This window comes from Vibrio sp. DW001, assembly GCF_029016285.1.
Lineage (GTDB): Bacteria > Pseudomonadota > Gammaproteobacteria > Enterobacterales > Vibrionaceae > Vibrio.
In genome coordinates, this window is the sequence record NZ_CP091975.1 from 2683794 (window position 1) to 2704065 (window position 20272).

General features: G+C 42.7%; 20 protein-coding genes and 1 pseudogene. 8 read left to right on the plus strand and 13 right to left on the minus strand.

Going from position 1 to position 20272, the window contains the following annotated elements; genetic code table 11:
- Positions 1-78: 78 nt before the first annotated feature.
- The 5 genes from iolE to L3V77_RS12185 all read left to right on the plus strand — a co-directional run bounded on the left by iolE (position 79) and on the right by L3V77_RS12185 (position 5050).
- Entirely contained in the window at positions 79-972 is an 894-nt protein-coding gene (iolE, locus tag L3V77_RS12165; protein WP_275134399.1) for a myo-inosose-2 dehydratase, read from the plus strand.
- Between the two features lie 80 nt (positions 973-1052).
- On the plus strand, positions 1053-2057 hold the full coding sequence (gene iolC, locus L3V77_RS12170) for a 5-dehydro-2-deoxygluconokinase (RefSeq protein WP_275134400.1): 1005 nt from the start codon (positions 1053-1055) through the stop codon (positions 2055-2057).
- A gap of 18 nt (positions 2058-2075) precedes the next feature.
- Positions 2076-2921 carry a 5-deoxy-glucuronate isomerase gene (locus L3V77_RS12175; protein ID WP_275134401.1) on the plus strand — a complete coding sequence of 282 codons (846 nt, stop codon included), beginning with the start codon at positions 2076-2078 and terminating at the stop codon, positions 2919-2921.
- 19 nt (positions 2922-2940) lie between these two features.
- Positions 2941-3768: a class II fructose-bisphosphate aldolase gene (locus tag L3V77_RS12180; RefSeq protein ID WP_275134402.1), complete on the plus strand. Its 828-nt coding sequence runs from the start codon at positions 2941-2943 to the stop codon at positions 3766-3768.
- Between the two features lie 76 nt (positions 3769-3844).
- Positions 3845-5050: an MFS transporter gene (locus tag L3V77_RS12185; RefSeq protein ID WP_275134403.1), complete on the plus strand. Its 1206-nt coding sequence runs from the start codon at positions 3845-3847 to the stop codon at positions 5048-5050.
- 187 nt (positions 5051-5237) lie between these two features.
- On the opposite strand, the pseudogene L3V77_RS12190 reads toward L3V77_RS12185, so the two are convergent.
- Positions 5238-5506 (minus strand): annotated as a pseudogene (locus tag L3V77_RS12190) (transposase); the annotation flags it as partial.
- A gap of 149 nt (positions 5507-5655) precedes the next feature.
- A complete protein-coding gene (locus L3V77_RS12195) occupies positions 5656-5892 on the minus strand; it encodes a hypothetical protein (protein ID WP_275134404.1) in 237 nt (78 codons plus the stop codon).
- A gap of 804 nt (positions 5893-6696) precedes the next feature.
- Between L3V77_RS12195 and L3V77_RS12200 the strand changes: the two genes are divergently transcribed.
- Both L3V77_RS12200 and aqpZ read left to right on the plus strand, forming a co-directional pair.
- Positions 6697-6945, plus strand: coding sequence for a YkgJ family cysteine cluster protein (locus tag L3V77_RS12200; RefSeq protein ID WP_275134405.1), 249 nt, complete (start codon positions 6697-6699; stop codon positions 6943-6945).
- A gap of 185 nt (positions 6946-7130) precedes the next feature.
- Entirely contained in the window at positions 7131-7823 is a 693-nt protein-coding gene (aqpZ, locus tag L3V77_RS12205; RefSeq protein ID WP_275134406.1) for an aquaporin Z, read from the plus strand.
- 43 nt (positions 7824-7866) lie between these two features.
- Here aqpZ and recR read toward each other — a convergent pair whose 3' ends face one another.
- The 5 genes from recR to L3V77_RS12230 all read right to left on the minus strand — a co-directional run bounded on the left by recR (position 7867) and on the right by L3V77_RS12230 (position 13084).
- The gene (recR, locus tag L3V77_RS12210; RefSeq protein WP_275134407.1) at positions 7867-8466 is read right to left on the minus strand and encodes a recombination mediator RecR; all 600 of its coding nucleotides are present in this window, start codon (positions 8464-8466) and stop codon (positions 7867-7869) included.
- Positions 8467-8485: 19 nt separating this feature from the next.
- A complete protein-coding gene (locus L3V77_RS12215; RefSeq protein WP_195703896.1) occupies positions 8486-8818 on the minus strand; it encodes a YbaB/EbfC family nucleoid-associated protein in 333 nt (110 codons plus the stop codon).
- Positions 8819-8898: 80 nt separating this feature from the next.
- A complete protein-coding gene (gene dnaX / locus L3V77_RS12220; protein ID WP_275134408.1) occupies positions 8899-11112 on the minus strand; it encodes a DNA polymerase III subunit gamma/tau in 2214 nt (737 codons plus the stop codon).
- Between the two features lie 43 nt (positions 11113-11155).
- Positions 11156-11701, minus strand: a complete 546-nt coding sequence (apt, locus tag L3V77_RS12225; RefSeq protein WP_275134409.1) for an adenine phosphoribosyltransferase — start codon at positions 11699-11701, stop codon at positions 11156-11158.
- Positions 11702-11983: 282 nt separating this feature from the next.
- On the minus strand, positions 11984-13084 hold the full coding sequence (locus tag L3V77_RS12230) for a response regulator (protein ID WP_275136759.1): 1101 nt from the start codon (positions 13082-13084) through the stop codon (positions 11984-11986).
- Between the two features lie 212 nt (positions 13085-13296).
- Here L3V77_RS12230 and L3V77_RS12235 point away from each other — a divergent pair, with 212 nt between their 5' ends.
- Positions 13297-14175, plus strand: a complete 879-nt coding sequence (locus L3V77_RS12235) for a LysR family transcriptional regulator (RefSeq protein ID WP_275134410.1) — start codon at positions 13297-13299, stop codon at positions 14173-14175.
- 125 nt (positions 14176-14300) lie between these two features.
- Here L3V77_RS12235 and purF read toward each other — a convergent pair whose 3' ends face one another.
- From purF to truA, 6 genes are all read right to left on the minus strand, one after another.
- Positions 14301-15815 carry an amidophosphoribosyltransferase gene (purF, locus tag L3V77_RS12240; protein ID WP_275134411.1) on the minus strand — a complete coding sequence of 505 codons (1515 nt, stop codon included), beginning with the start codon at positions 15813-15815 and terminating at the stop codon, positions 14301-14303.
- Between the two features lie 31 nt (positions 15816-15846).
- Positions 15847-16338, minus strand: a complete 492-nt coding sequence (locus L3V77_RS12245; RefSeq protein WP_275134412.1) for a CvpA family protein — start codon at positions 16336-16338, stop codon at positions 15847-15849.
- Between the two features lie 62 nt (positions 16339-16400).
- Complete coding sequence (locus L3V77_RS12250) at positions 16401-16928, minus strand: SPOR domain-containing protein (RefSeq protein WP_275134413.1); 528 nt, start codon at positions 16926-16928, stop codon at positions 16401-16403.
- Positions 16918-18192 (minus strand): bifunctional tetrahydrofolate synthase/dihydrofolate synthase, encoded by a 1275-nt coding sequence (folC, locus tag L3V77_RS12255; protein ID WP_275134414.1) that lies wholly within the window; start codon positions 18190-18192, stop codon positions 16918-16920. Before folC ends, L3V77_RS12250 begins: the two co-directional genes overlap by 11 nt.
- Before the next feature lie 40 nt (positions 18193-18232).
- Entirely contained in the window at positions 18233-19168 is a 936-nt protein-coding gene (accD, locus tag L3V77_RS12260) for an acetyl-CoA carboxylase, carboxyltransferase subunit beta (RefSeq protein WP_275134415.1), read from the minus strand.
- Positions 19169-19365: 197 nt separating this feature from the next.
- Positions 19366-20160 carry a tRNA pseudouridine(38-40) synthase TruA gene (gene truA, locus L3V77_RS12265; RefSeq protein ID WP_275134416.1) on the minus strand — a complete coding sequence of 265 codons (795 nt, stop codon included), beginning with the start codon at positions 20158-20160 and terminating at the stop codon, positions 19366-19368.
- Between the last annotated feature and the right edge of the window lie 112 nt (positions 20161-20272).

Consider the following 20272-nt stretch of genomic DNA (forward strand, 5'->3'; position numbering starts at 1 on the left):
TCCATTTTGTTTTCTGTTATGTATATTGAACTTGTTTCGAGTGAATAAGTAGTTTTGAACAAATATTGGAGTTTCAAAATGAGCAATGTTGAGTTTGGTATTAGCCCTCTGACATGGACTAATGATGACATGCCTGAACTAGGCGGCGATATCCCTTTAGATACGTGCCTAAGTGAGATGGCTTTAGCAGGTTTTACAGGCACAGAACTAGGTACTAAGTACCCACGCGATCCAGAAGTGCTGATCCCACTACTGCAAGGCCACGGATTAAATCTTGCGTCTGGCTGGTTCAGTGGTGGTTTGATGACTAACACACCTGAACAAGAAATTGCGGCAATGCAAGATCACATCAAGTTGCTTAAAGCCGCTAACTGTAAAGCTATGGTTTACGGTGAAGTAAGTAACTCTGTTCACGGTGATATTAATAAGCCACTTTCTCAACGCGTGATTCTTTCAGACGCAGAGTGGAAAGCTTACGGTGCGAAACTAACAGAGGTCGCTGATTACTTGCTAAATGAGCATGACATCAAGCTTTCTTACCACCATCACGTGGGTACTATTGTTGAAACAGAAGCAGACATTAACCGATTAATGGAAGCAACTGGCCCTTCAGTTCATCTAACTCTTGATACTGGCCACATCACATACGGTGGTGGTAATCCAGCAAACATGATTAAGCGCTGGGGTCACCGTATTGGTCACATGCACTTTAAAGACCTACGCCTTGGCATTATGGAAACAGCTCGTTCTGCCGATAAATCATTCCTAAATGCAGTTCTCGACGGTGTCTTCACGGTTCCGGGTACTGGTGATGTGAACTACGACGATGTGTTCCAAGCGCTAAGCGATCGTGACTACAAAGGTTGGTTGCTTGTTGAAGCCGAGCAAGACCCTGCAAAAGCAAACCCACTGGAATACGCAACAATCGCGTACAAAAACATTAAAGAATATGCGGTGAAATACGCACTATAAGCGCAGCGTTAAATAGCGCTACTTCGATTGCAGGAGTAGTGCCATTATTTAATAACATTTGTGCGAATAAAGGATTAAAAATGATAAAGGTTACTCTACAAGAAAATAAAAAATTGGATGCAATCGTTCTTGGTCGCGCAGGTGTGGACCTTTATGCACGAGAAGCAAACACAGATATTGTTGATATTTCTGGCTTTGAAAAATTTGTTGGTGGCTCAGCGGCAAACATCGCCGTAGCGATCAACCGTTTGGGCGCAAATGTTGGTTTTATTGGCTGTGTGGCAGATGACTCTTTTGGTCGTTATGTAAAAGGTTACATGACAGGTCAAGGCATCAACCTAGACGGCATGATGGTCGATGATTCAGGTTCGCGTACATCCGTTGCCTTTACTGAAATGAAGCCATCTAACTGTGATGTTCTGATTTACCGAAATAAAGCATCAGACTTGACGCTTAAGACAGAACAAGTTGATGAAAGCTACATTGCCAATAGCAAGATTCTGGTAGTTACAGGCACAGCACTCTCTGAGAGCCCAAGCCGAGAAGCAACGCTATTAGCGATGCAATATGCTCGCAAAAACAATGTATTAGTAGTAATGGATATCGACTATCGCCCTTATTCATGGCGCACAGATGTAGATGCTTCTATTTACTATGGTATTGCAGCAAGTCTATCTGACATCGTGATCGGTAACCGTGAAGAGTTCGACATGATGGAAACGATCGTTGCTCCAAATAATAAAGATGATGCTCAAACTGCTGAACGTTTCCTCGGTGGTAACACTCAAGTTGTTGTAATTAAAGCCGGTGAACTTGGCTCACGAGTTTACTGTGCAGATGGCACGCAATTTACTCAGGGTATCTTCCGAGTAGAAGCGAAAAAACCATTTGGTTCGGGTGACTCTTTTGCCGGAGCACTGATTTGGACACTGATTAATGGCGGTACACTACAGCAGGGAGCTTCGAATGGTTCTGCAGCTGCGGCGATTAACGTAAGCGGTACTAGCTGTACAGAAGCAATGCCAACAAAAGGCCAGCTAGAAGACTTTATGGCGACATTCACGCAAATGAATCGAGCAGACTAATTTTTATAGGTAAAAAAAATGGGAAAACACATTGCACCTTTCGATAATAAGAACCAACCAATTATCGATGTAAACGACGAGACAACACCACTATGTTACTTCAACTCAGTAAAGCTGACGCAAGGCGAGACTTTTACCCATCAAGTTGATGGCTACGAGACCGTTATCGTACTTGCGGGTGGTACATGCGCAATCACAGTGAACGGTGAAACGTTCGATAATATTGGTAAGCGTACCAACATTTGGGAAGGTGACCCTGAATCTGTTTACGTACCTGTCGGTATGGAAGCAACAATTCAATGTGTTAGTGATACTGCTGACATTATGATTGCAGGAGGTAAATACGATGAAGTACTAGAGCCATTCACAGTTGTTCAGGGCGACGTGGATAAGATCCAGTACGGCTCAGATGACACTAAAACGCACCGCAAGATTAAGCATGTTTTAGGTCAATCCAACGCTGACAAACGTGGTCGTTTATTAGTTAGTGAGCTATTCACTGTAGGCGCCGGTGGTTGGTCTGGTTTCCCTGCCCATAAACACGATTGCGAACGCGCCCCTATAGAAACGAACTATCAAGAAGTTTACCAGTTCCAATTTAACCCAGGCCAAGGCTTTGGTGCACAGTTCCTTTACGAGCACGAAGATGATTGCGGTCCGGTATACCACGTTAAATCTGGCAGTGTTATTGCAATTGATAAAGGCTACCACCCAAGCGTTGCCGCACCTGGATATGAGATGTACTACTTCACAATCATTGTGGGTGAGAAGTCTAAATCACTGATCCAATACTTTGACCCGCATCATGAGTACCAAGTGCATACGATTCCGGGCATCAAAGACATGGTCAGTAAGTTTAAATAACATTGTAATAGGAACTTATATGTTAGTAAGCCTAAATGAGATTTTACCGGATGCCGCGACGTCAAATTCCGCCGTACCCTGTTTTAATGTGTTTGGCTATGAAGACGCTAAAGCGGTAGTGGAAGCTGCTGAAGAAGCGAAAAAGCCAGTCATTCTAGCTTGTAATAAAGATGTAATTGATTTCTACGGTCCTCGGGATGCAGCGAACCTGTTCCGTTGCATGGCAGAAGAAAGCTCACAGAAAATCGTTCTTCATCTCGATCACACCTATGAAGAAGAGATCATCTACCAAGCGATCAAAGCTGGTTTTAGCTCAGTGATGTTTGATGGCTCTCAATTGCCGTTGGAAGAAAACATTCGCAGAACGAAAGCTGTTGCTCAAGTTGCTCACGCGTGTGGTGTTTCAGTAGAGGGTGAAATTGGTTCAGTTCCTTATGAAGAAGGTCGTGACCACATTAAGTCCATCCTAACTAATGCTGAAGAAGCACAGAGATATTCGCAAGAGAGTGACTTGGATTGTATGGCACTTTCAGTGGGGAATATTCACCGCTTAACCGAGAAAACGAGCGTGATTGATTTTGGGCTGCTTGACCGCGTGGAGTCTCTTGTGGATAAACCACTTGTGATTCACGGTACAAGCGGCATTAAAGATGAAGACATTCTCGCTCTCAAACGTACTCGCGTTTCCAAGTTCAATATTGGTACTTGCCTAAGACAAGCACTGGGTAACAACTTAAGACGCTATATGAATGAAGAAGTGAATAAGTTTGACCGTTTGTATTTTATGAAAAAAGCGATGCCTCACGTGCGCGAAGAAGCGCTAAAAAACATCGAATTACTTTCGTAGTTTATAATTGGTAGTGAATGAGTCAGATAAAGAAATGGTGGAGACATCATTTCTTTTTTTATAATGAAGGTTCGAAATGGAAAACAGTTCCAAAAAAGTAATTGCGTTACTCTCTGCTGTTTTTATGACTTGGGGAGTAATAACCTCGGCAAATGCGGTTTTAGTACCGTATTTTAAAGATATTTTTGCGCTGAACTATCAGCAATCCATGCTGGTACAGGTTGCCTTTTATCTTGCGCCTTTTGTCGCTTGTATTCCAACTTCTATATTGATGAACTCAAAAGGATACAAAAAGACGTTATTGTATTCTTTAATGTCGACAGTGATCGGTTCAATCTTGTTTTATATTATGTTTAGCATGCACTCGTATGCTGGCGTTCTAGTGGCTATTTTCATCATTGCTGTTGGAATTGCCGCAATGCAAGTGGTCGCCAATCCATATATTATCAAACTTACACCACAGATCTCATCGGTAAAGATCTTAACCTTCACCTCGTCCATTAATTCTTTGGGTACTGTAATCGCGCCCGTTGGTATAGGAGTGATTCTAGCAACAATGGGCCTCGCTAATATCTATTTGGTAATGGCGCTGCTAATTGCACTACTGGCCTTTCAGATTCATCGTACTAACATTCAAGATTTCACCTATGCGAAAAATAGCTCTGCATTTACTCCGTTAAAAGCTTTGCGCCATCATCGTGAGTTTATCATTGGTGCGATGGCTATCTTTACCTACGTGGGTATTGAGGTAGCGATTGGCACACTGACGATCAGTTACCTTCATGACCCCGAAGTTGGCAATATCTCGATGGCGAAAGCAACGGCTATGCTTAGCATCTACTGGGCATGCGCCATGGCAGGCCGATTTGGCTACAGCATAATCGCAGATAAAGTGAACCCTACAGTATCATTAATGGTGTCGGCAACAGTTGCATGTGGCCTACTTTTATTTGCAATTCATAGCCAAAGCTTCATTGGTGGTGTCGCCTTAATTGCGATTGGTTTGTGCAATTCATTCATTCATCCGGTTATTTTTGCTACCTCCATAAAGAAACTAGGATCATTGACAGGATTAGGGGCTGCCATTTTGATCATGTGTAATATTGGTGGTGGCGTTGTCCCACTAATACAGGCAAGCGTGATTGACATGACGGACATTGCAACCAGTTACTACGTGCCTCTGATTGGTTATATTGTTATTGCTTGTTATACAATAAGTGTACGGTACTTCAGAAATAGCCCCCAATGGTTGGACACACAAGCTAATTCCATAAGTAGTTGATCTATCTTATACAGCGGCCTTCTTCATCCATGCAGAACCGTATGCCATGTTCAAGTAAGGCTTGAGTGAATGATCCGCACCAGAAGTTTTGGACACTGAGTTAAGTACAATCACTAACGAGGTGGACGATTTGGTCGTATATTATCCATTGCACATTCTTATCTTGTAAAACCCGTGGATTCCATATACGAAGTAGGTGGCTGCCTTTTTTACAATATCTAGCTCTTCAGCTTGTTCGGCCAGTTGTCGTTTAAGTTTGGCTACTTCAACGGCAAGATTTTTTTCTCTTTGGCTAGAACTGGTGTCTTTCGTTGCAGCTTTACACCAGCCGTAGATTTGAGATTCATGTAGCGAGAGCTGTTTTGCGGTGGCAGCTACACCTACTTTCTCTGCTAGCCTCAGAGCTTCGGCTTTGAATTCAGGAGAGTGGAGAATACGTTTCTTCTTGTTTGTCATGGTTCACCTCGTTAGTGATTGTACTCACTTAACGCAGTGTCCAAAACTACTGGTTCAGATCATTGGCAGGTGCTATCACTGACTATACATACAGCGTAGTCAGTGATTGATTATTTTCCAGATTCAAATACGTGTGTAAGATGCTTTTCCTACACTAACCTGTCATAGTAACAAACTTTATTGTCTTCCGACAGTATGGCTTCCGCAGGCGTACAACTTAAATCTGTATCTTGCGCGGTAAGCCATTGAAAGACACCATAATCGTTTATGCCTTGCAGTATCTGGAAGAGATCGGGGACTACTTTAACGATGCCTCTGCCTATAGTAGAGAATTGAAAAGCTGGAATTTTTAAATTGTTATCATCACCGAAGGAAAACGCAAACAACTGGTTTTCTAGTTTTTTTTTCTTAATAATCTCAATTGGATCAGTTGTGCGAGAATAGCCAAGACACGCTATTGCTTCATCTGGAGTGACAAGTACGAACTTGGTTATAAGGGATTCAATACCACTTAGTTGTTTTTTTATTAATAACTGAGTTGTATCTTCAGGCTTAGTGATCGAAATTTTTTTTTGAAATCATTAGGCATAAATCCGCTCACATATTTTTATAGACTCTATGGTAACGGCTTACGCCTAAGTTTGCTCGTATATAGTCGCGATGATCTATCAGATGGTTTGATATTAACTGGAGAACTACTAAAGGCTAATCATTTTGTTCAAAGGCATACCAATAGATACAATAGCAATCGCTAATACTTATGGTAATGCTTTTAATAAAACAGTTGGGTTGAATATTTATTCACAGAAACCGAATATCAGAAAGCGTTTATACTTTGAGTTGGTCACATATAATTAATTGACAGTCGTCAAAACATAAGGGGCAGGAAATGAAAAAATAACAAGCTAATTATCAATACGTTAAGGGTGTATACTTCAAGTTTGACAATATCAGTCAATGGATAAAAAACACTTACCGCATCCGTCACAGAGAGATTCCCACTCACTTTCTGTCATTTCTTCTAGAGATTTTTCTTGCCAAAATGCGTTTGTCATTGAAGTCTACTTAATTTCTATTTGGGCGGGTTTTATACCCCTACACCTGTAAAAGTGCAAGAAAATAGTTGCTGAATGGCAAAGGGACTTTTGTTACTATCGCGCTCCGTTTTATCATTATATAAAGGGTTAGGTATGGAGTGTCGATTAGGTTGTGGCGCATGCTGCATCGCCCCAAGTATATCTTCATCGATTCCAGGAATGGAGAATGGTAAACCCGCAGGTGTTCGCTGCATTCAGTTAGACAACAACAACCTTTGCAAGTTATTTGGTCGTTCTGAACGGCCTAAAGTCTGCCATGACTTTAAAGCCTGCCCTTCACTGTGCGGCAAATCAAACCAAGAAGCGTTCGAGAATATCCAAGAACTAGAGCGGCTTACTTAAAGCACTCCCTTTCGGGTTCTGCTTTAGTTCAAAAACTAAATAAATCAGCACAATTTTTCTTATTTATTGGAATCTACACATTAATTAGCATTTACTTTCGCTATCGCTTCCATAATGCCAACGCAAAACTACTCGTTAATGTCTATAGTTCTCATGTTATTTATCTGAATTTAAAGGCTATTAATATGAATAAGTACATTGCTGAACTGTTTGGCACATTTTGGTTGGTCCTTGGCGGTTGCGGCAGTGCTGTATTGGCCGCCGCATTCCCTGATGTAGGCATTGGCTTACTTGGGGTTTCTCTTGCCTTCGGTTTAACCGTACTCACCATGGCCTACGCAATAGGGCATATATCTGGTTGTCACCTTAACCCTGCGGTATCTATTGGGTTGTGGGCGGGTGGACGGTTTGAAGCAAAAGAACTTATGCCATACATTATTTCACAAGTTATTGGTGGTGTGCTTGCAGGAGGGGTTTTATTTATTATCGCTTCTGGTCAACCTGGATTTGATGCTGTCGCGTCTGGATTTGCAGCAAATGGTTACGGAGAACACTCTCCTGGTCAGTATTCCATCATGTCAGCACTCGTTATTGAAGTCGTTATGACCATGATGTTTCTTGTCGTCATATTAGGTGCGACCGATAATCGAGCCCCTGCTGGTTTTGCCCCTATTGCTATCGGTTTATGCCTGACATTGATTCACCTAATTAGTATTCCCGTCACAAACACGTCGGTGAACCCCGCTCGAAGCACTGGTGTCGCGTTGTATACAGGTGATTGGGCAATGTCACAGCTCTGGCTTTTCTGGGTCGCCCCTATTATTGGCGCAGTTCTCGGGGCGATGGTTTATAGGGTAATCAGTAAAGAAGAGAGTTAAGTTGACACTTAAATAGTAAGGGTTGCCAATCGGCAACCCTTTTTTATAGTTTTTGTCTGCCAAGCAATGAGTGGGACAGGGTTGTACCATCCACAAATTCAAGCTCACCACCAACCGGCACGCCATGAGCAATCCGGCTAGCATTTACACTGTGAGCATGGCAAAGCTCTGCGATGTAGTGTGCAGTGGCCTCACCTTCAACCGTGGGGTTAGTCGCAAGAATAACCTCATTGATGTTGCCTCTCTGTAGGCGGTAATCCAATACATCTAATCCAATATCACTAGGGCCTATACCATCCAAAGGCGACAGATGCCCCATCAATACAAAGTAACGTCCAGAAAACTGTCCTGTTGCTTCTACAGCGGCAATATCTGCAGGGCTTTCAACCACGCAAAGCAAACCGTTTTCTTGACGTTTGACATTGGTACATATGTGGCAAGTCTCCTCCTCCGTAAAGGTTCGGCACTCACTACAATGGCCTATCTCTGTCATTGCTTTGGACAAGGCGTCAGCAAGCTGTATGCCACCCTTTCGATTTCTCTGTAACAAATGAAAGGCCATACGTTGTGCCGACTTAGGGCCAACCCCAGGCAGACACCGTAAGGCCTCCATCAATTGTTCCAGCATTTGACTGGTTCGCATAAATATCGTCTATTTATACTTAGAAAGGCATTTTCATACCTGGTGGTAACTGCATACCACCAGTTACTGATGCCATTTTCTCTTTTTGCGTCTCTTCAACACGGCGAGCCGCATCATTGAAAGCCGCTGCAATTAAATCTTCTAGCATTTCTTTGTCGTCTTCCATCAAGCTTTCATCGATATCTACACGACGTACGCTGTGAGAACCTGTAATAGTTATTTTAACAAGGCCAGCGCCAGACTCACCAGTGATTTCCATCTTTGCGATTTCTTCTTGAAGCTTTTGCATACGATCTTGCATCTGCTGGGCTTGCTTCATCATGTTGCCCATACCGCCTTTACCACCAAACATTTTGTTTCTCTCTGGTTAAGTTGATTAATGTCGATTCACGTCTAATTAAATATGGGGTCAATTACAGTATCTTCAACCCTTTAAATTGGCCTTACACTTTCTGGATCTAATTCTGCTGCAAAACGTGTCTGAATAAATTGAACGTTTTTATCTTCTTCAAGCGCTTGATGCGCCGAGTTGAGTTTGTTCTGGTATATAGCCTCTCGCAACTCAAGGGGCGTTTGCCCTTTGTCGCTTACTTCTATCGTAAGATGACAATCTTCACCCAGAACCGTATTCAGTGCGCTAAGTAACTCGCTCTGTGCCTTGCCTTTATTAAGGTGAGCTTGCGATGCTCGCAAACTTAACACAACGGTTGAGTTTTGTTTCTCATAGGAAGAATTGAGTGCAAGTTGTTCCACTAACTTAGGGATATCTAGCTTCTGAATGAGTGCTGACCACTTGTCTTGACTAACGGCTTCATCGATGAGTTTTTCTGTCATTTCAGGTGTCTTAGTGTGCTCTAAGGCCTGCTTAATTTGTGTTGGTGTAAGTTCTGTTTTCTCTTCTTCAACGACTTGTGGTGTGGACGCTTTCCATTGATAAGGCTCACTTTCACTTTCCTCTTCCTTTACTTCAACAGCAGAACGCTCACTAGAGATATTAGGCGACACCAATTTAGTCGCACTATGTTGAGATATGCGTTCTATTGCGGTGGAAGGTGGTGCCGCTTTAGGCTTTTTTCCGGCATTACTCACTGTTGGGCTAGAGGTTGATACTTGTGCCCGCTTTGATCGAAGCTGGTGTCTCAATCCTGCGATGGGTGACTTCTGCACAGGTGTAATCTCTTCCATAGGCGTTGATTGCTGAGCAACTTGGGATGCCTGCGGGTCATGCCCTGAGTGTTGTTCGGTAACCATCGACTGTTGAAAGGTCTCGTGTGCCATATACTCAGCAGTAGACGAGTCATCACTCATCGGCGGATAATCATCTTCTGACGGCATTGGAGGCCTATCTGAATGATAGGTATTTTCTTCCGCAGGCGACAGTATCGGCTTTTGCTCATTGACTGCTATTGATGTATTTTCCACCTTAAAAGCGGGGGCGACTTTCTCTACTGGCGCAACATTAGCCGTTGGCGTCAATTGCAGCTTTTGCTCCGTTTTCACCACAGTTACTGGTTCTTGCCGCTGTTCACTTGGCAATGTTATTGCACTTACTGATTCAACTTTTACCGGACGAAATGCCATCATCCTAAGCACCGTCATCTCCAACCCGATTCGAGCTGAAGGAGCTAAAGGCAAATCTTGTCTGCCTTTTAGGGCAATTTGATAATAGAGCTGTACATCTTGAGGCGCTAAATATTGACTTAAGAGATCTATCTTCTCCGCATCAGGTTTGGATTTGTCTAGCGATGCGGGGAGAGCCTGAAACATAGCGACACGATGCAGCTGGCTGGCTAGTTCTTGAAGCAGACTATCCCAATCTACACCATTTTCCGCTAATCGTTGAACAGCGGACATTGCGTGAGTAACTTGTTTACTCGCCATTGCTTCTAGTAAATGAATGGCTTGATCCGTATCGAGCACGCCAAGCATACTCGAGACAATCTCAGTTGAAACGATACCATTCCCTAACGCAATGGCCTGGTCTGATAGACTTAAGGCATCACGCATACTGCCGTCGGCTGCATGCGCTATCATTCCTAATGCTCTTTGCTCGGTCACGATACCTTCGTGCTGCAGTATCGTATCCAGTTGTTGATGAATAACATCAACACTGATTGGCTTGAGGTGAAACTGCAAGCATCGAGATAGGATGGTGACTGGTAGCTTTTGAGGATCCGTTGTCGCCAATAAAAATTTGACGTATTCAGGTGGTTCTTCAAGTGTTTTTAGAAGGGCATTAAAACTATGCCTGGAAAGCATATGCACTTCATCAATCAGATAAACTTTAAAGCGACCTCTTGCTGGTTTATATTGAACGTTATCGAGTAGTTCTCTGGTATCTTCAACTTTTGTTCTCGACGCTGCATCGACCTCTAAAAGGTCAACAAATCGACCTTCATCAATCTCTTTACATGTGTCGCACTGGCCACAAGGTTTTGCAGTAATACCTGTTTCGCAGTTCAATCCTTTAGCAAATAAGCGCCCAATAGAAGTCTTACCCACACCACGAGTCCCACTGAATAGGTAGGCGTGATGAAGCTTATTCTGGCTTAAAGCATTTTCTAATGCGGTCAGTACATGAGACTGTCCAACAACTTCATTAAAATGGGAAGGGCGCCATTTGCGCGCTAAGGCTAAGTAACTCATTCAATATTTCCAGCTTAGATTGTCTTCGTGAATGTTGATCGAATTAATGACCTTCAAATTCACAGATGCTGTAAACGTTAAGATCTAGAGCTTTAAGACGCGCTTCACCGCCAATTTCAGGGAGGTTAATAACAAACGCGGCATACTCTACAACACCACCTAAACGACGAATTAGTTTAGTAGTGGCTTCAATAGTACCACCCGTTGCAAGTAGATCATCAACAACAAGAACTTTGTCGCCTTCTACTATTGCGTCCATATGAATCTCCAATATATCCGTGCCGTATTCCAATTCATATGATTCAGCGATCGTCGCACGAGGTAATTTACCTGGTTTTCTTACCGGTACAAAACCTACACCAAGTTCAAGAGCGAGAGGTGCACCGAAAAGGAAACCTCGTGCTTCGGTACCCACAATTTTCGTGAAGCCCATATCTTGGTATTTTTCTACAAGCAGTTGAATCGTTGCTTGATACGCCGTCGCGTCTTCCATGAGGCTTGTAACATCACGAAATAAGATACCTGGCTTTGGATAATCAGGAATAGTTTTAATGCTTGCTTTAATTAATGTGATTGTTTCAGTAGTCATATTCATTCAAATTTTGTTGTGATTTGCTTGTGTCATATCGCTGTAATTTATAATTATTATTTTTAGCGTGACAAGCTAAGAAACTATGCTCTGTTTATACTTTTAAACAAACCAAAACATAGAAAAACAAATGCCCACTCCGAAGAGTGGGCACACTTCCTCATTATGTTAGTGATTTTCTTCCTCATGAGCAACAAGGGAAAAGGAAGCAAACGTTCAAACCTGTCATTGTGTGCAATAAATCTACTTATTGCCTTTTTTCCGCTGTTTATTTGGTCATATTCAGCGAGTAGAATCGGGTTTTATATCTAGACTAAAATGGCTTACCCCGATATTGGCAATGTTTAACTTGCCACCAGAGAGGATGCTTAGGTTTTCGGCCAATTCATTTTTCACACAACCCGTGCCAAGGTGGTAACCCCCTTCTATATGCGTTTTTCTTTCCCCTTCCGTCCAAATCGCGTCTAAACCAGCAGGTAAAATACTCACCGTTCCATCGGTCATGTCAGCGATGCCTACCAGCGCTCCGATCGAAGAGACAGAATCAATACAATTGATCCCCCGCTCTAGGTTTTCAGCAAATTCGACTAACATATCTTTGCTTAATTGTTGTCGCCGTAGACTGTCATTGAACAATGCTCGAACCAATAAAGACGTTGCCACACCGCAACCATCGACGGTGGTTGAATCAATGAGATAAAAGGCAAATTGCCCATCGATTAACCAAGCATAATCAAATACTAAAGGCATGTTCTCTGATGATTGAAGCAAACTATAGCTGCATCTCCACTTACCTTGTCTGGTATCTCTATCAGGCAGTAAAGCCGTCAGTAAATCTTTTGCTGCATTCGGATTCTCTTTTAAATGGTCCAAATGCCAGTAGAGTTCTTTGTCTTCCGGAATATCCCCTTCCTCACCGACTCTAAACCATTGACTAGCAAAATCACGAGAGGAGCTAACGTGTTTATTTTCTTCATCTAAAATATTCGAGATTGCAGATAATAAATGTTTTGGTGCGGAGATGGGTTTGGTTAAAAAATCCTTAATACCAAATCGCAACGCACGTGCAACATCAGACATATCTTCCGTCGCGGAAACAACAATCATTGGGACTTCTGGATACTCCCAACTCACCTCTTCTGCAAACTCAATACCGTTAAGTATTGGCATTGATAGATCACAAACAATAAGATCGGGAACCTCTTCGCGCAGTTTTTGCAATCCATCTAAGCCATGTTCCGCCTCAATGATAAAATATCCTTCTTTTTCTAGTACTACTGATGTGAATCTACGAAAAATCGGATCATCATCTACCAACATTATTGTACGACTATCCAAACGACTCTTTTGCTCAAAAAGAACAGAGTCGGCTTGACTATTCATCATATAAACCTCACCCATCTGATTTTGGGTATGTCTTATTATTGTTATTGAATTCCCCTATAAAAGGTAGTTCTGATTCTTGATTTATACAACATATGCGATCTTGTTAAGGAATTACTTAAAAACAGAACCACATATTGACGTAAAGCAAATTTAGAATACAAAGAACAGTATAAATTGACCGGACAAGTAATTAGGAACTTTCGCTGTTGATGAAATTTGATGATCTAAATCTATTTCGACTTGTAGTCGAAAATGGAAGCTACACAGCAACGTCTAAAAAGACACTTATTCCCGTAGCCACAATTACACGGCGAATTCAGGCGCTTGAAGACTCTGTAAACCTGCGACTTTTGAATCGCCATGCGAGAAAGTTATCACTGACAGAAGCCGGTGAACGTTTCTATCAAGAGTGTGCTCCTATCTTAAAGCAACTCTCTAGTACCACTGAAGTCATAACCGACGATTGTCGTGGGGCGGCAGGAAAGCTGCGGGTATCTGCGCCGTCAAATCTTACTAAGCGGGTCATTCTTCCAATGCTCAGTGATTTTATGGCGAGTTACCCCGACATCAACATTGAACTGACGATGAGTAATGATGCCGACCAGATCGACCCCATCGATTGGGACATTATATTTCGAGTTGGGCCTCAAAGAGATTCGACCCTTATTGCACGCAAGATAGATTCGGTCAAAGACATACTCGTTGCCAGTCCCGAATATCTAAAGAGCAGTAAAGCACCGCTGACTCATGCTGACGACTTGTCTGAACACGCATTGTTAAAAGGCAGCCCTTTGCTTAAGTGGTTATTAACAAATAGTAGTGGCGAGACGGTTCTTAATAACGACAAAGCACGATTTGAGGCGAATGCGCTCAACGTCGTTCGTCGAGCGTCAGCAAGAGGCTTAGGTATTACGCTAATGCCGGACATAATGCTTCAAGAATACTTTGAAAATGGTAGCTTGGTTCGCATTCTGGATGACTGGAGCGCCAACCCAAGAGATATCTACATGCTTTATAATCATAAAGATCATCAACCGGAGAAGGTTCGTCTGCTAATTGATTACATCACTCATTATCATGATAAGTAGCCATTCATGTTGGTCAAAAACTTAACTGGCTTGGCATTAAGCGCTCAACATTGATGACATTCAAACAATAAAAAACCAGAGCAACTGCTCTGGTTTTTTTGAATACTATTTAAAAGCTAACAACCTTATACCCCTTCGTTGTATAACTCCAAACTTGCTAAATCTTGCTGAATATCTTTTTGCAATCGAGAGTCATCATTTCTTAAAGAATCCAAGAAGTCTAAATATTTTTGGTCGATATCACCAGTAACATACTCACCATTAAAGACCGACGTTTCAAACTGCTTAATATCGACATTGCCTAAACCAACAGCGGCAACCAAATCTTCCAGTGTTTGGTAAATTAGGGCGTCTGCGCCAATAAGTTTAGCGATTTCTTCCGCATCACGGCCATGAGCAATCAATTCGTTCGCACTAGGCATATCGATGCCATAGACATTTGGGAAGCGAATTTCCGGTGCAGCTGAAACCATGTATACATTGCTGGCACCGGCTTCACGTGCCATCTCTATGATCTGCTCGGAAGTGGTACCACGGACAATAGAATCATCAACCAACAGCACGTTTTTACCTTTAAACTCAGACCGAATAGCATTCAATTTACGACGCACCGATTTTCTACGTTGAGTCTGCCCCGGCATGATAAAGGTGCGGCCAACGTAACGGTTTTTCACAAAACCTTGGCGATAAGGCTTATTCATAATCTGAGCAATCTGAAGCGCAATATCACAGGATGTTTCTGGAATCGGTATGACGACATCAAAATCCAGATCAGACCATTCTCGTTGAATTTTCTCACCGAGTTTCTTGCCCATTTCAACGCGAGCACTATATACGGAGATTTTGTCGATAAATGAATCTGGACGAGCAAAATAAACATACTCAAAGATACAAGGGTTTACTTGCGGGTTATCCGCGCATTGCTGAGTAAACAACTGGCCGTCAAACGTAACGTAAATAGCTTCGCCTGGTGCAACATCTCGCACGAAATCAAAACCCACTGCATCAAGTGCAACAGACTCGGAAGCCACCATATACTCAATGCTACCCTCTAACTCTCTTTTGCCTAAGCAGAGCGGACGAATCCCGTGTGGGTCGCGAAAAGCAATCATACCGTGGCCGATAATCATGGCCGCTACAGCATAAGCGCCTTTTATCGTTCTGTGCACGTTAGTTACGGCTCTAAAAACATCTTCCGACGTAACATTACCTTTAACGGTATCAATCTCATGGGCGAGAACATTCAACAACACTTCAGAGTCAGAAGTGGTATTGACATGGCGGCGATCTTTTTCGAACAGCTTTTCACGAATTTCGGCGGCATTGGTTAAGTTACCATTGTGTGCCAGCGTGATGCCAAATGGCGAATTCACATAAAATGGTTGTGCTTCAGAAGCACTAGAACTTCCCGCAGTTGGGTAGCGGACGTGGCCGATACCCACGTTTCCTTGAAGGCGTTGCATATGTTTAGAGTCAAACACATCTCTAACTAAACCGTTCGCTTTACGCAAACGAAAACGATTGCTTTCTATGGTAACAATACCAGCAGCATCTTGGCCACGATGTTGCAATACAGTCAGTGCGTCATAAATTGACTGATTGACTGGATTTGTACCCACGATTCCAACAATACCACACATGTGTTAACCCTCAGTTTCTATAAAAATGGCACTAAATAGCGCCAGATAAAAAGCTCGATGTTTGTTTCAAATGGTCAAAAAATGGTGCGATAATACGACTAAATTCAGGTATTAACACCGATTCTTTCCACCACTCTGAATTTGACAATGCAGTAAACGCATCCATAAAAAACAGGGTGGCAGCAATGATAAGTACACCTCTTAGTGTGCCAAAAACCACACCAAGTACTCTATCAGTGCCTGATAAACCTGTTTTCTGTACCAGCTGAGCTATAACGTAGTTGACGATGGCACCGACAACTAGCGTAGCCACAAAGAGAGCTGCTATCGCACTTCCTCTGCGAAACATATCATCTTCTATTCCGGAAAAATAAACGGATAGTCTTTCATAATATTGACTTGCTATGAAAAACGCACCAAACCAGATAACTAATGACAATGCTTCTTTAACAAAGCCTCTTACTAAACTGATCAAAGCGGAAAGCCCGATCACACCTAAAATTACAAAATCTATCCAATTCATTTATTTTACATCTTTAAGTTGGCGCGCATTTTAACAGAAAAATTCGCGACGCAAACGTTTTCTTATGGGTTTAGGGGCTTAAATTTCAACAATTGACCTTTTGAGCCGGTAACTTTTTGAAGTTCTTTGATTTGTCTTTCCAATTTACTTTTGGAAGTGTCAGGTCCAATGATAATACGAGTAAATTCTTTTTCTTGCTTAATATGCGCTTGATATCCACGTTTTTGCAGATCTTTTACCAGAGTTTTCGCATTATCGGCGTTTTTTAACGCCATCAATTGAATAATCCAGGCACTCTCTTGGTATTCATTCTTTTCAACCACATCATTAACCACCACCACTACTTCTTCAACATCAGGCATAGAGGTCGTCGCCTTAACGGGGCTTTCTGGCAAAGCCGTTTGAACGGCAATAGGTTGTAATACTTCGAACGATTCCACCTCCGTTCCAACATCAGGCTTAAGAGGGATAGCGGCGAGATCTTCTTTATAGTGCTTTTTTTTACCATCTAAGACATCCGGTAAGACAATGACTCCAACAGCGACTAAAATGATGGTTCCAACCAAACGGCTTTGAAATTTACTTGCCATTTGTACTCCTTTGCAACTGTAAATAGACTAATACTTCGGCGACCGTTCTAAACGAACCCGCGACGAGAATAACATCTTCCTTTCGGGCCTGTGACAATGCAGCTTGATAGGCGAATGTAGGAGACGAATACTTATTACACGATGTCTGAATATGTCCAATCAATTCATCGGCACTCGCCGCTCTAGGGCCATCTAATGAGCTTGGATACCACATTGTTACTACAGGCTCTAATACCTTTATGGTTTGAGCAATATCTTTATCATGAAGCATACCAAGTACACAATGAGTCGTTTTACCAGCATAGCGTTGTTGTACTTGCTGCGCTAAGTATTCCGCAGAGTGAGGGTTATGCGCAACATCCAAGATAACAATAGGTGCATTGTTAACTTTTTGCATCCGTCCTGACAATTTCGCGCGCTTTAATCCGTTGACAATATTGACGTCTGTAATGTCAACGTCTGCCGCACCCAGTGCCATTATTGCCGTGGCGGCATTTGGCAAGGGCAATCCGGGCTTTGGAAGCTGAGTAAGGTCAAAGGCACCGCAACACCAATCCCAATGCTCTGCCTTTTCCACATACCGATACTGTATACCAACTTGATGAAGCTCGGCGCCTATTTCATCCGCATAGGCTGCAACCGTAAACGGCGCATTCGGTTGACCGCATATTGCTGGTTTACCTGTTCTAAATATTCCGGCCTTTTCTTGTGCGATAACATTAATGTCATCACCCAACCAGTCAACATGATCAATCGCTAAGCTAGTAATCACGCTAACATCGTGGTCAACAATATTAGTCGCATCTAGACGCCCCCCAAGACCCACTTCTAATATAACAACATCCACGGCTTCTTGTTGAAACAAGCGTAAAGCCGCAAGCGTACCAAACTCAAAAAAACTTAAGCTGGTTTCGCCACGTTGCGTATCGACAAATGAGAAGGCCTCAGCGTGTTTTGCATCGGGTAATATTGCGCCATTGATTCTTACTCGTTCGTTATAGCGAATAAGATGTGGGGAACTATAGACGCCAACAGAATATCCTGCATCTAAAAGGATAGCTTCAAGGATGGCACAGGTTGACCCCTTGCCATTTGTTCCAGCAACGGTGATCACTTTATTGGCAGGTTTTGTGAGATTTGCACTTTCAGCAACAATTAGAACGCGTTCTAATCCAAGATCGATAGCGCTGGTATGAATATTTTCTAAATAATCAAGCCACATCGATAAGGACGATGTGGCTTGAGGTATCTTGCTTTGACTCATTAACTTACATCACGATTAGACGTTTAGGTTAGTCAATACTTTACTCTTTTTCTTCCGGGACTGGAACTTTATATTCAGCTTCTGCCGGTACTTCTGGAGCGTCATCAACTGAAACAACTAACGGTGAACCGTGATTGGTCATTTTAGCAACCAAACTCGCCACTCGTTGACGCATTTCACGACGATCAACGATCATATCTATTGCACCGTGTTCGAGTAAAAACTCACTACGTTGGAAGCCTTCTGGCAAATCTTCACGTACTGTTTGTTCAATAACCCGACGACCTGCAAAACCAATAAGCGCCTTAGGTTCGCCGATATTTACATCGCCCAACATAGCCAAACTCGCAGAAACACCACCCATTGTAGGGTCAGTCATAACGGAGATAAAAGGCAGCCCTTTATTTGATAAGCGTTCCAATGCTGCACTGGTCTTCGCCATTTGCATTAAAGACATCAATGCCTCTTGCATGCGAGCACCACCACTTGCAGAAAAACAAACCAATCCGCATTCTGCTTCCATTGCGGCTTCAACGGCTTTAACAAAGCGAGCGCCAACAACGGAGCCCATCGACCCCCCCATAAAGGAGAACTCAAAGGCACATGCAACAATAGGTAAGCCTAATACTTCCCCTTGCATAACAACCATCGCGTCTTTTTCACCACTGTTCTTTTGAGCAGCAACGATACGGTCTTTATAGCGCTTCGAATCTTTAAACTTCAATTTATCTTGAGGTTCTAGATCGTTGGCTAGCTCTACACGGTTATTCTCATCTAGAAAGGTTTCTAAACGACGACGTGCTTTCATACGCATATGATGATCACATTTTGGACATACTTCCAAATTGCGTTCTAGTTCTGCGTGATATAGAACTTGTTCACAAGATGTACATTTGGTCCATACACCTTCAGGGATAGAAGCTTTACGAGAGCTTACAATGTTACTTTTCGTTAATATTTTTTCAAGCCAACTCATGGAAGACCTTTTCTTTTATTTCTTCCACCAAATGGCGAAAGAGTTATAATTCAATAATATGCGGACAGATTAAACCACAGATCTTTAACGCTGTAGACAAAAAACTGGTTGTACCTATTTATAGCCTAGCAACAAGTTTTAATAAATCACTATTATTTGAGTGTGTTAGCGGCAAATAGTTCCATCGCGGCTTTATTTTATAGTAACGTATCCGGTAAAAAAAGTGGTCCAATGGCAACTCTAGGAAGTTCAAACTCGGCTGGATAATCCACATCAACCAAATACAGACCACCTGGCTTTGCCGTTGCACCAGCTAACGACCGATTCTTCTCTGCAAGTAACCATTTTATCCATTCAGTGCTCTGCTCGCCGCGACCAACCTCAATTAAACTACCAGTAATATTTCGAACCATATGGTGTACAAATGCATTCGCTTTGATATCGATAACAATGTAATGACCATTACGCGATACGTTCAAATGATGGATGTTTCGCCATGGGCTGTTCGATTGACAATGGGCCGCCCGAAACGAACTAAAGTCATTCTCACCCAGAAGAAATTGTCCCGCTTCATGCATTTTTTCCGCATCTAACTCCCCGTGGTAGTGACTAACTCCGGAAGAGAGAATGGCGGGACGAAACGCATTATTAAAAATGATATAGCGATAACGTCGAGCGGTAGCGGTAAACCGAGCGTGGAATGCATCTGGAACTTCTTTCGCCCAACGAACCGCGATATCTTTGGGCATATTGGTGTTCGTGCCCATTACCCACGCAACCAGTTTTCTAGTCGAACTGGTATCAAAATGAACGATTTGTCCTGTGCCATGAACGCCAGCATCAGTGCGTCCAGCACATTGAACCTCAACGGGGTGTGCAGCAACAATAGACAACGCTTTTTCTAACTCTTGCTGCACACTGTTGACATGTTTTTGCCTCTGCCAACCAGAATATTTCGTACCGTGATATTCAACACATAAAGCTATACGCATGTTAATTCCTAGGGGCTTTCAATATGTCACGTCTAAAGTGCATTACTAATATGGGAGGTGGATTTTAGGGGCCAGATTAACGATTGTCCAGACCTGACTCTACCGTGATGTA